Source organism: Ruegeria sp. AI3 (assembly GCF_056541245.1).
Genome location: NZ_JBQFYA010000017.1, coordinates 12,237 through 24,141, shown reverse-complemented (window position 1 = coordinate 24,141; position 11,905 = coordinate 12,237). Strand labels below are relative to the sequence as shown.

General features: G+C 59.0%; 10 protein-coding genes and 1 tRNA gene. 4 read left to right on the top strand and 7 right to left on the bottom strand.

Features of this window, described 5'->3' with window-relative positions; all coding sequences use genetic code 11:
- The first annotated feature begins 89 nt into the window (after positions 1 to 89).
- The 3 genes from ACRZ95_RS20550 to lptF all read left to right on the top strand — a co-directional run bounded on the left by ACRZ95_RS20550 (position 90) and on the right by lptF (position 2,979).
- Positions 90 to 165: transfer RNA gene (locus tag ACRZ95_RS20550), tRNA-Trp, on the top strand.
- A gap of 744 nt (positions 166 to 909) precedes the next feature.
- Positions 910 to 1,755: an FkbM family methyltransferase gene (locus tag ACRZ95_RS20545; RefSeq protein WP_170681438.1), complete on the top strand. Its 846-nt coding sequence runs from the start codon at positions 910 to 912 to the stop codon at positions 1,753 to 1,755.
- A gap of 99 nt (positions 1,756 to 1,854) precedes the next feature.
- Positions 1,855 to 2,979, top strand: a complete 1,125-nt coding sequence (lptF, locus tag ACRZ95_RS20540; RefSeq protein WP_480555508.1) for an LPS export ABC transporter permease LptF — start codon at positions 1,855 to 1,857, stop codon at positions 2,977 to 2,979.
- Here the strand turns inward: lptF and ACRZ95_RS20535 are convergent.
- On the bottom strand, positions 2,976 to 3,809 hold the full coding sequence (locus tag ACRZ95_RS20535; RefSeq protein ID WP_170681442.1) for a LysR family transcriptional regulator: 834 nt from the start codon (positions 3,807 to 3,809) through the stop codon (positions 2,976 to 2,978). The two genes, lptF and ACRZ95_RS20535, sit on opposite strands and share 4 nt — an antisense overlap.
- Before the next feature lie 97 nt (positions 3,810 to 3,906).
- Between ACRZ95_RS20535 and ACRZ95_RS20530 the strand changes: the two genes are divergently transcribed.
- Complete coding sequence (locus tag ACRZ95_RS20530) at positions 3,907 to 4,497, top strand: HD domain-containing protein (RefSeq protein WP_170668102.1); 591 nt, start codon at positions 3,907 to 3,909, stop codon at positions 4,495 to 4,497.
- On the opposite strand, the gene speB is transcribed toward ACRZ95_RS20530, so the two are convergent.
- The 6 genes from speB to ACRZ95_RS20500 all read right to left on the bottom strand — a co-directional run bounded on the left by speB (position 4,494) and on the right by ACRZ95_RS20500 (position 11,902).
- The gene (gene speB, locus ACRZ95_RS20525) at positions 4,494 to 5,336 is read right to left on the bottom strand and encodes an agmatinase (protein WP_170681444.1); all 843 of its coding nucleotides are present in this window, start codon (positions 5,334 to 5,336) and stop codon (positions 4,494 to 4,496) included. The two genes, ACRZ95_RS20530 and speB, sit on opposite strands and share 4 nt — an antisense overlap.
- Complete coding sequence (nspC, locus tag ACRZ95_RS20520) at positions 5,333 to 6,502, bottom strand: carboxynorspermidine decarboxylase (RefSeq protein WP_170681446.1); 1,170 nt, start codon at positions 6,500 to 6,502, stop codon at positions 5,333 to 5,335. The genes speB and nspC overlap by 4 nt, the downstream gene beginning before the upstream one ends.
- 83 nt (positions 6,503 to 6,585) lie before the next feature.
- Complete coding sequence (locus ACRZ95_RS20515) at positions 6,586 to 7,797, bottom strand: saccharopine dehydrogenase family protein (RefSeq protein ID WP_170681448.1); 1,212 nt, start codon at positions 7,795 to 7,797, stop codon at positions 6,586 to 6,588.
- 14 nt (positions 7,798 to 7,811) lie between these two features.
- A complete protein-coding gene (gene speA, locus ACRZ95_RS20510) occupies positions 7,812 to 9,701 on the bottom strand; it encodes a biosynthetic arginine decarboxylase (protein ID WP_170681450.1) in 1,890 nt (629 codons plus the stop codon).
- Positions 9,702 to 9,802: 101 nt separating this feature from the next.
- Positions 9,803 to 10,888, bottom strand: a complete 1,086-nt coding sequence (locus ACRZ95_RS20505) for a DUF1513 domain-containing protein (RefSeq protein WP_480555506.1) — start codon at positions 10,886 to 10,888, stop codon at positions 9,803 to 9,805.
- 3 nt (positions 10,889 to 10,891) lie between these two features.
- Complete coding sequence (locus ACRZ95_RS20500) at positions 10,892 to 11,902, bottom strand: imelysin family protein (RefSeq protein WP_170681454.1); 1,011 nt, start codon at positions 11,900 to 11,902, stop codon at positions 10,892 to 10,894.
- Positions 11,903 to 11,905 lie beyond the last annotated feature (3 nt).

Sequence of the window (11,905 nt, the reverse complement as noted above, 5' to 3'; positions counted from 1 at the left end):
GCAACTTGTTTGTCTTGTCGAGAAGTGGTCGAGAAACTGAAAAAGCCTCTTGAGTCCGCCGCGCGGCTGGCATATCTGAGGCTCAGCCTAGGGGTATAGCTCAGTTGGTAGAGCGACGGTCTCCAAAACCGTAGGTCGCGGGTTCGAACCCTGCTGCCCCTGCCATTCAAAACTTCCCAAAACTTGAATATTCGCTTTCGCGGCGGTGTCGAACCCCAGACTTGCCGAACGAAATTCCATTCGATGTTCCTCTGGGGCCTTTAAAGCGACGGCCATATTGTGCAGTGGGTCAGGATTTGACGTAGCGTCCCGAAATTTCTTCTGCCTCGTCGTAGTTGACGTAAACGTAAGCTTCGGCTCGCTTTTTTGTTTTGCATGCACAAAAGTGACGAAAACCGGCGTTTTCTTCCCCCTTACGTCTCAAAATGAAATCCCTAAATGCACCTCGTCGCTGCGGGGTGCCACTCACGGACTGTGATCCTTGAGCCTCGGCCAACCACTGAGGTTCGGATCGGCCCCGCAGTGACAAGGTTTGCACAGCTCATTGGGAGGGAAGGAATTTGATACAGAGTTTTTGGTCGATCTTTCGCGACCCTCGCGCGCAGGCGGCACGACTGACGCGGCCTCGGCCAGAAGAGACTTGTGCTGTGGATGAAGAAGCAAGTGAACCCACGGCGAAAGAGGCCGAATTCCGGAGCCTGTTTCAAACGACGTTGCTGGAAATGAATAAGCCGCAAACATGCGATGAAGGCATTGACACTTGCCGAATGTAAGCTTGCGGCGAACATGCCTACCCCGGTAGGGCGCAAATGCACCATGTTTCGTATCAATTCGATCCCAGTGTTGCGGCGCGGCCAACGCGGCGATATGCACCGTGAACAATATTTGTTTTGTATTCAAAGGTGTTGAATGGGATTGCGAAGCCTGATTGCCGAAAAGATTGCCTCACGTGTTCTGGGCAACGGTAAAACCCGGCGCGCCATCATGAATGAGCTGCTTGATCAGGATACTTTGTTGTTTCGGGACTTGGGCGATCATGCCTTTGCCTTCTTTCCAACGGATGCAATCGGACGTTCACTTTTCCAGAACGGTGAATTCGCCCGTGGCTCAGTCACGGATCTGCGGACGTTTCTTGAACAGAACAATGCCTATAGGCCCGGCATGTCCGTTCTGGAGATTGGGGCCAACATCGGCACCCAAACCGTCTATTTCTTCCTCGATCTCCAGTGTGACGCCGTCGTTGCGATCGAGCCAGACCCGGACAACATGAACCTGCTGCGTCACAATCTTGCGTTGAATGGGCTGACAGACAAAGTGAAGACTTTGGGTGTCGCGGCTTCGGACACGAGTGGAACGGCGGAGTTTACCCGAGATCTGTTCAACCGCGGCGGCTCACGTCTGGGGGCCAAACGCACAAGCGGCAAAACCCGAGAGAGTTTTTCAGTCGAGATTGTTCGGATTGACGATCTGGTGCAGTCGGACACCCTTCAGGCTGATCAAATTGGGCTGGTTTGGATGGATGTTGAGGGCCATGAGCTATCCGCCCTGAAGGGGATGAAGCAACTCATCGCAGACTACAGGCCACCGATATTTTTGGAATTCACCCCGGACGGACAGCACAGCGCCCAGCAAGAGCCGTGTGACCTGCTATTTGACAACTACCAGAGCGTTTATCGTCATGCTGGGGGCTTTCATCCCGTGTCACGTGAAGCGTTCGCGCAGATCAAACATCAGGTCGATCTTCTGGCCATCTGAAACCCCACCCGATCTCAAAGCAGGGCGGCGACCGTCTTTCCTCTGCCTGCGGGATGGCCTAAAGTCCCTGCAAATCGCAGACACCGGGAATGAGGGTACATGTCGCGTTTCGATGGTTACTTCCTGCGGCAGTTGCTGGTGCTGTTTGGCTTTTTCACTCTGGTTCTGGTCGGTGTTTTCTGGATCACGCGGTCCGTCAGCCTGTTTGACCGTGTTATCAGTGGCGGCCAGTCGGCGGTTGTTTTCCTCGAATTCACCGCTCTGACGCTTCCGACCCTGATCCGGACAGTAATGCCGATGGCTGTGTTCGCTGCGGCCGTTTACGCCACGAACCGCCTCAGCCGGGAAAGTGAGATGACGGTCATGCTGGCGACCGGCTCTAGCCCTTGGCGCCTCGCGCGGGCTGTGGTGCTGTTCGGTCTTGTCACAGGGATGATGATGGCGGCGATCAGCGTTTTCCTGCGCCCCGCCTCGGTCGAACAGCTCGAGATCCGGCAGGCCGAGGTTGCGGGTGATGTCACCGCCCAATTGCTGAACGAAGGTGAGTTTCTGCATCCCGCCGACGGTGTCACGGTCTATATCGGTCGGATTGATCTGGACGGGACTTTGCACGAGGTCTTTGTCTCAGACCGGCGAGACCCAGCGAATTCTGTCAGCTATTCAAGTTCAACGGCGTATCTGGTGAACAATGCGGCCGGCATCAACCTTGTCATGCTGGATGGGGTGGCGCTGCGTCTGGACAAGGACGGGCGCACCCTGTCATCGACCCTGTTTCAGGACGCCTCTTACGATATCTCGGCGCTGACCAGTACCGGCGGCGTGAATACCCGCAGCCTTGAAGCGATCCCCACGATGGAATTGATCCGGGACCGCGAGGCTATCGCCAACGCCGAAGGGTTCAGCCCGGGCGAACTGACGGATGAGTTGCACCAGCGATTTTCGTGGATCGCGATTTGCGTCGCCGTCGGGCTGGTCGGATATGCCACCCTGATGCTGGGCAGTTTCTCGAGGTTCGGGTTGTGGCCGCAGATTCTGGGGGCGTTTACCATTCTGGTTCTGCTGGAAGGAGTTCGGGGGTTTGTTTCTCCGATCGTGATAGATGAGCCGGGTCTTTGGATCGTTCTCTATGCACCGGCGGTCATTGGTATCCTGATCTCGTGCCTGTTCTTGGCGGTTGCCGGACGCCCAATTTGGCGCCGTTCCAGGGCCGAGGTCGCTGTCTAGGCAGGGTCTCGCAGAACCTGCAGGCAGTCTAGAATATCCTCGAACGCAGCGCTGTCTGGGCGGGTTACGAGATAGAGCGGCAACATCAGGTCCGGGCTTTGGTCAACCCGCACAAGCGCGCCAGAGCGAAGATGCTCGGCAGTCAAATAGGCTGGAAAAAAACCACGCCCCCCTCGTTTGAGGACATAGCGCAGGGCCATCATACAATTGCCCAGAAAGACCGTCTGCCCCTCTGCCTGGCGGGCCGTGGTCCGTACATGGTCCTGGTAGGCGGTTCCAAGTTCGAGATTGACGAAGACCGGGTTGTCGACCAATGCCTCAGCGGTTTCGACCAGGACCAATCGCTCTGGTGAAAGGGTTTCAAACATCACCCTCCGGTCTGAGGGTTTTTCGTGGGTCAGCGCGGCGTCCAACACATGTGTTGCGACTGCGTCCACCATATCCAGATCATGATCGTAGTTCAGCGTCAGCAGTAATTGGCCGAGATGCTGTTCGAAACGTATGGCTAGATCGACCAGCAAGGGATCCCAAACGCTGAGCTGCGCCCCCAGCCTGAGTGCCGGGCGATTCTGGTTTTGCGTGGGCAAATCAGTCGAAGCATAGGACCAGAGTGAGAGCATTTGCTCGGCGTAAGGGCGAAATTGGCGGCCGAAGTCCGTTAGTGACGTGCCTCCGGCCCCGCGGGTGAAAAGGGGCTTTCCGGTGGCGTCCTCGATCTGCCGTATGCGCGCGCTGACAGCCGTTTGGGTCACATTCAGCTTGCGCGCTGCTGCGTGAAACCCTCCGGTCTCGGCCACGCATAGAAACGTTTCAAAAGCTTTGATCTGCATAGCGGCAGTATTTTTTGATCGTTTTGATAAAATCAATTCATTTTTTTCAGCACGCAAGTTGAGATATCCTGTTCCCGATCAGGACAGAGGACATGCCATGCTGGACAAAAGCCACAAGCCGACCTGGACCAGTTTTGAAGAAGCCACAAAAGCCGACTGGGACGCCGTTATGGACTATGAAGAGGCCTATAATGCCGCCCTGCCAGACCGAATTCTGGACGCGATTCGTTCGTTGGATGAGGAATGGACGCCGTATCCGGTGAACCGCTATCAACACTCTCTGCAGGCTGCGACGCGGGCCTATGAGGATGGCGCGGATGAGGAACTTGTGGTCGCCGCGCTGATCCACGATACGGGCGATATCCTGTCCCCCTACAACCATGGTGAGCTGTCAGCGGCGATGATGAAGCCCTATGTCAGTGAGAAAACCCATTGGATTCTCAAGCATCACTGTGTGTTTCAGGGCTATTACTACAACCATCATCTTGGCGGAGACCGCAACGCGCGCGACAAGTATCGCGACAGCCCCTATTGGGAGGACTGCCGCTATTTCTGCCATGAATACGATCAGAAGGCGTTTGACCCGGACTATCCGACCAAACCGCTGGAGTTTTTCGAGCCCATGCTACGCCGCGTGCTGAACAAGGGCGAAGGGCACATGGAGCTGAACGAAACCTCAGAGAGTTAACAGGCCGCCATCAGGCGATAGACGATCTGAGCTGCAGTGAAATCCCAGGCGGCATTGCCGTCGGGGGCCAGTTCGACAACGTCGAAGCCCACGCATTTGCGGCCTTTGAGGGCGTGCTCGACCAGCCGCAGCGCCTGATAGTATCCCAAACCGCCCGGTACGGGTGTTCCTGTGGCGGGCATTTGGGACGGGTCCAGACCGTCCACGTCAAAGCTGACATAAACCAACTCAGGGAAGTCCTCGGGTAGGTCGACGGCGTGGATATTGCCGGTGACCAGTTCCTCGGCGTCGACGTGGAAGACTTGGTTTTTCAGACGGCTTTTGGCCTCTTCGGTTGAAAACGCGCGCACACCGAACTGGGTCAGTCGCACGCCTTCTTCGGCCAGTAGATGCATGACCGAGGCGTGGGAGTGTTTCTCGCCCTGATACGCGTTGCGCAGGTCGGCATGAGCGTCGATCTGAACGATGCCGATGGGTTGGTTCAGCGTCCGCGCCACACCCATCACCGCGCCGTAGCTGAGGGAATGTTCTCCGCCCAGTGTCACCGGTACTTTGCCCGCGCGAATGGCGGCCTCGGTGCGTTGGGCGAGGCGCTCCATCACCTCGGGCAAGGGACCGCCGCAATCCAGCGGTGCTTCGGTGAAGATACCTTCGACGCAAGGCTCGGTGTGGCCGGTGATGCGTTCGAGTTCGTTGCTGGCCTCGATGATGGCCTCGGGACCTTTGGCGGTGCCGGACCCATACGAAACCGTGCGTTCCAGCGGCACCGGGATCACGCGAAAGCGCGCTTCTTCCGAACGCTCAGCGGCGGTCAGTTCACTGTCGAGGAAAATGCTCATGAGAGGCGGTCCTTAAAGTCGTCATAGCCGAATTGTTTGATGATCTTCAGCTCGTCCGTTTCGCTGTTCCATAAGGCGATCGTCGGCAGGGGAACACCGTTGAAGGTATTTGTCTTGACCATTGAGTAATGCGCCTGATCGAGGAAGGCAAAGCGTTGCCCGATCTCCAGCGGCTTGTCCCACGTGTAATCGCCGATCACATCGCCTGCCAGGCATGACGGCCCGCCCAGACGGTAGGTATGGCCCGCTTCGGCCTCGTCCAACAGGGCGGGGCGATAGGGGGCCTCGATGACGTCGGGCATGTGGCAGGTGGCCGAGATATCGGTGATCGCAAGGGTCATGCCATTGGTGGGCAGGTCGAGGATTTCTCCGACCAGAATGCCCGCGTCCAACGCGACGGCCTCGCCGGGTTCGAGGTAGACGTCGACATCGTATTTCGCGCGGATGGATTTGATGAATTCGACCAGCCCGTCGCGGTCGTAATCGTCGCGGGTGATATGGTGACCGCCGCCGAAGTTCAGCCATTTGAGTTGGCCGAGGAAAGGTTTGAGTTTCGGCTCGACGGCAGCCCATGTGCGTTGCAGGGGTTCGAATCCCTGTTCGCAGAGCGTGTGCATGTGCAGGCCGTCTACTCCGATCAGAGTGTCTTCGGACAGTTGGCTTACGGGTGTCCCGAGGCGTGAACAGGGGGCGCAGGGATCGTATTTGGGAATCTCTCCTTCGGAATGTTCCGGATTGATGCGCAGGCCGATCTGCACATTGGCCGCTTGGGCTTTGGCGAGGAAACGGTCTTTTTGAGCGGGCGAGTTAAAGATGATGTGGTCGGACAGCGACAGGATCTCATCGATATCCGCATCCTTGTACCCGGCGCAGAAGGTTGCGACCTCGCCGCCATATTCCTCGCGGCCCAGACGTGCCTCATAAATGCCAGAGGCGCAGGTGCCGCCAAGGTGTTGGCGTACCAGCGGGGCGAGTGAGAACATGGAAAACGCCTTGAGCGCGCTGAGGATATGCGCGCCGGAGCGGGTGCCGATATCGGAGAGGAGGTTCAGGTTGCGTTCGACAGCTTTTTCGTCAACCACGAAGCAGGGTGTTGGGACGCGGCTGAGGTCGAAGTTGCGGAAGGCACCGGCGTCACCGGCTTGGGTTGTCATCATGTCGGACATGTCAGGCGTCTCCGATTGTGGAGAGGCCGGGGGCCAGCCCCCCGGACCCCCCGGGATATTTTTGGCCAGATGAAGTTCGAAAACTAAAACTCGACTGGGCCGTCGAGTTCGTGGACTTGCCAGGGCAGGCCGTGATTGTTCAGCATGTCCATGAAGTCATCTGGGTCGAGTTGTTCCATGTTCCAGACGCCCGGCTCGGTCCAGTTGCCTTTCAGCACCTGTGCCGCGCCGATCATGGCGGGGACGCCGGTGGTATAGCTGACGGCCTGGGAGCCGACCTCGGCGTAGCATTCTTCGTGGTCGCAGATGTTGTAGATGTAGAAGGTCTTCTCACCCGAGCCGTCCTTGGCCTGACCTGTGGCGATGTCGCCGATGCAGGCTTTGCCCTTGGTTTCCGCGCCCAGATCGCCGGGATCGGGCAGCAGGGTTTTCAGGAACTGGATCGGGATGATCTCATTGCCGTCATGCATCACCGGGTCGATGCGGGTCATGCCGACGTTTTCCAGCACTTTGGCATGGGTGATGTAGGCATCGCCGAAGGTCATCCAGAAGCGGGCGCGCTCGATCTCGGGGAAGTGGGTGCTGAGTGACTCCAGTTCCTCGTGATACATCAGGTACATGTTTTTGGGGCCGATGGCTGGGAAGTCGAACTCGACCTTGTGGGTCATGGCGGGGGAGTGTTGCCACGCGCCACCTTCCCAGTGGCGCACTTCGGCCAACACTTCGCGCAGGTTGATTTCCGGGTTGAAGTTGGTGGCGAACTCCTGGTCGTTGCTGCCGCCATTGGCGTCCAGCACGTCGATCTGGCGGATCGTGTCCAGCTTGTGCTTCTTCAGCCATTTCGCGAAGACGGATGTCACGCCCGGATCAAAGCCCGAGCCGAGGATGGCGGTCAGGCCGGCCTCTTTGAACCGTTCCTGATAGGCCCATTGCCAGTGGTATTCGAATTTAGCCTCATCTTCGGGTTCGTAATTCGCGGTGTCGAGGTAGTGGATACCAGCGTCAAGGCACGCATCCATCAACACAAGATCCTGATAGGGTAGGGCAAGGTTTACCAAAATCTCGGCACCGGTTTCTTTGATCAGCTTGACCGTGTCTTCGACCTTGTAGGCGTCCAGTTCGGCTGTCTTGATATCAACGCCGACACGCTCCTTCACAGCCTTGGCGATGGCATCGCATTTCGATTTCGTGCGGCTGGCCAGAGTGATCTCGGTGAAGATATCCGAGTTCATCGCCATCTTGTGCACGGCTGCGTGGGATACGCCGCCCGCGCCGACAACCAGTGTTTTGCCCATGGTCTGTCTCCTTTTTATTCGTAATAGGTGTAGCCGTTGATCGAGTCGCGATAGGCGCTCATCAGGGTTTTGCGGTCCTTGGCTTGCAGAGTACCGGTCGAGATCGCCTCGTCCACCATTTTGCGGAAGGCTGCGACGCAGTCTTGCGGGTCGAATTCAACGTAAGATAGGACCTGGCTGATCGTGTCGCCCTCTTGTTCATGGAGCAGGTCGAACCCGCCATCTGCCCGCAGGTCGATGGTGACGACGTTGGTGTCTCCGAACAGGTTGTGCAGGTCGCCCAGTGTTTCCTGGTAGGCACCGACAAAGAAGACGCCCATGAAGTACTCGCCCTCATCCGGCAGCGAATGCGCCGGCAGGCTGGGTGAGACACCGTCGGCCAGAATGAACTGGTCGATCTTGCCGTCGCTGTCGCAGGTGATGTCAGACAGCACTGCGCGCCGGTCGGGCGTTGTGTTCAAACCTTGCAGCGGCACGATCGGGTGCAGCTGGTCGATGGCCCAGACATCGGGCAGGGATTGGAACAGCGAGAAGTTGCAGTGATAGATATCGGCCACTTTCTCAAGCTGGTCGTCCACATCCGTTTCCAGATCATCACTGGCGGCCAGTGCCTTGAGGCGGGCCACTAGCGACAGGTAGATACGTTCAGCCCGGGCCATCTGGCGCAAGTCGACATAGCCACGGCGGAACAGGGCCCGCAACTCATTGCGATAAAAAGTAGCGTCGTTCCAGCATTCCTGCAGGCGGTCGCTGCTGAGGTATCCGTGTACGGCCGCAAGGTCCGAGACCAGATGGTGGTCATCAGGTTCCACATCCGGTGCCGTGGGCGCGTCATAGAGCGTGGTTTCCAGAACGTTGAACACCAGCATGGATGAGGTCGCCACCACGGCGCGGCCGCTTTCGGTGACCAATGTCGGGTGCGCAATCTCGGCCTCGTCCATCGCGTAGGCGACGGTTTCGACCACGTTGCTGCAATATTCCTCGACCGTGTAGTTGATCGAGTTTTCCGCGGCCTTCTTCTCGCCAGTATAGTCTACACCCATGCCGCCGCCGAGGTCCAGATGGGTCAACGGCACGCCTTCGCGGGTCAGTTCGGTGTAGTAGCGACATGCCTCACCTACGGCGCGGCGCACGTCGTTGACGTCCTGTACCTGAGACCCCAGATGCGAGTGCTGCAGTTTCAGGCAATGCAGCAGACCAGCTGCTTTCAGCTTGTCGACCGTGGCTACCAACTGGTCGGTGTTCATCCCGAAGGCCGAGCGATCGCCCGAGCTTTCTTCCCATTTGCCGCTGATCTGGTTGGTCAGCTTCACCCGCACGCCGATCAGAGGTTCGATACCGAGCTCCTTATAGACCTCGATCACCGTGTCCGCCTCTTTCGGGCTTTCCAGCACGATGACGGTGTTGAACCCGATCTTGCGGGACAGGATCGCCAGCTGGATGAACTCGGCATCCTTGACGCCGTTGCAGACGATCAGCGCCTCAGGGGCTAGCCGGTGGGCAAGAGCCACGACCAGTTCGGGCTTTGATCCGGCCTCGAGGCCATAGTTGTATTTCTTACCGAACTCGACGATGCGGTCCACCACCTGCGCCTGCTGGTTCACCTTGATCGGAAACACGCCGCGATAGGGGCCTTTGTAGCCCACCCGCGCGATGGCGTCGGCGAAGCTTTCATTCAGATGCTCGATCTCATGTTCCAGATACGAACTGACGCGCAGCAACATCGGTGCCTTGATCCCCCGGTCGTCCAGATCGCTGAGGATACCGGGCAGGCTGATCGCCGCTGTGTCCGGAGACATCGGGTTGCGCAGACCGATCTCGCCCTGCTCCGTCACCTCGATGAGGCCTTTGCCCCATTTCTCAACCCCGTAGATGGTATGCGGTGCGTCGGGCGTGTGTTTCAATCAAGTCAGTCCTTAACTCAGAGGTGCCGGTTTCGCGCCCGCCAATACGGCAGCATCTTGATTCGTCCAAGTGTAAACTATGTGACAGGGATTGCCGAATGTTACACGTTTGCGCGGATCGGGATCAGGTGGTTGTCCCATTGACAATCGGGGCGGGCCAGAACCCGCGCGCGCTGCCCGTCTACAGCGCCAAACGTGCCCGTGCCGGTGGTGAAGACCAGCCCGTCCGGACCTGCGCCCAGACCGCAGACATCCTCCAGTTCGAAAGCTCTTGTGAAGCTGCCACCTGCTACATCGAACAGATGCAGCGCATTTCCGCGTGGGCAGGTTATGGCGACCTCGGTTCCGCTGGCCGAGAAGGCGATGCTGCCAGCATAGCCTTGCAAGGTGTTTTGCAGGTCTTCCGGTGCGGACAGAAGCTGCGGAGCCGCGCCCCGACGGTGCAGGCCCAACAATGGCGGGTGCTTGGTCTGGCTGCCCTGCCACTGCATCGCGAACCCGACCAGCCCGTCGTTGCGCACGCTGAGATGGCGGATGGAGTTCTTGTGCAAGTCGCCCGGCAACTCGACCCTTTCAAGCAGGTTCCCGGACAGGTCCAGATAGGTCAGGTTCGGCTGCATGACGGGTAGGTTCAGCTTGGTCCGCCCGGTCTCGGGGTGGGTCTCAATGCCCCCGTTGGCGATCACAAGGCTCTTGCCGTCCGGCATCAGGCGCATGTCATGCGGGCCAACACCGCCTGACGGAAACTCTCCCAGACGTTCAAAGCTGTTGGCATCCCATAGGCTGATACGGCCTTCGCCAGCCTCATAGTCGTTTTCGGTGGCAAAGAACCGGGTGCCGTCTGTTGTGAACGTGCCGTGACCATAGAAATGCCGCCCCTCGGGGGCCTGTAGCCGAGTAAGCTCTTGCCCGGTTGCGCAGTCTATGACCAGCGCAAACGTGCCGGGGCGGCGGGCAAAGGCCACGGCCTGCGCCTTGCGGGGGTGCGCGGCGGCAGCGTGGCCCCTTGCGGGCAGGGGCAGCGAGAACAGGATGTCTCCGCCTTCATCCAGACCGGCCAGACGGAACGCGCCATCCGGAAACAGCCCGGCGGCCAGAAAAGCGGGCGCCCCAACCGAGGTCCACCCCGTTGCGGGCGCAAGGCTTGCAGCCGCGAGACCGGCCAGGAAATGGCGGCGGTTGGTCATGGTTCAATCCCCGTCGAGAGAGTTGAATCCGGCGCTGATGCCGAGGGTTGGGCCAAGCTCGGTCGTGGCAATGGTGCGGATGTCATTCACCGCCTGTTGCAGCGCTTCGATGCGGAACCGGCCTGCGGGATCGGCCACGCCAGCGAAGGCGGGGTCGTCGATGGAGCGGGCGTTTTTGATCGCGCGGTTGAACGCTATATCCAGATCCTGCGCAATCTCGGGATGGTCGGCGGACAGCCGCGCTGCAAGGTCCTGCAGCGCAATCAAGGACAGCTCGACATGGCGCAAGGCGCGTTCCGAGCGGTGGGCTTCGGCCCTGTTGGGGCGGGGACGGTCGAAAGTTCCAAGGGGGCGGCCCAATCGGGTCTCGGCGGTGAATTGCAGCCCGGTTGAGAGCGCTTTGAACAGCTCCTGCATCGCCTCATCCTGCGTGCGGTACGGGCTGTCGCCCCCCGGCTGTTCGAGGGTTTTCGCATATTCTTGCCACTCTTCAGTCATCGCATCGGCATTTGCGTCGATATCGGACGTGATGGCCCGGATCAGAGCGCATCGGTAGGCGGCACTGCCCTGATCAGCGAATTTGGGGTCGTACAGCATTTGCTCAAGCGCGAAGAACCCACGCCCCGCGACCGAGGTTTCGGCATAGGCGGCCGTGTCGTTCACCGCGGGGTCTTCGGCTGCGATATGCTGCGAAAGGGCCTTGGGCGTGAAACCTTTGGTGTCTGGCCAAAAGGCCATGGCAAAGGCGCGGTCGTCGGCCTCAGTAGGGCCAAAGCGCAAATGGCTAGCCGATATCCACGCGTCAAATGCGGTGCCATAGGCCGCGCGCAGAGCCTCAGACTGCGGCGCGCAATCGGATTGGGACGCGTCGGACAGAGCCTCGGTCGAATCGGCCAATTCAGCAAGGCGCGGCAGAATATGGGCGGCAGGCACATCCGTCAGGATCGCTTTACGGTCTTGGGCTGACGCCGCCAGAGGGACGACTAGGGCAATGGCAAAAGCAAATAGGCGCATGGG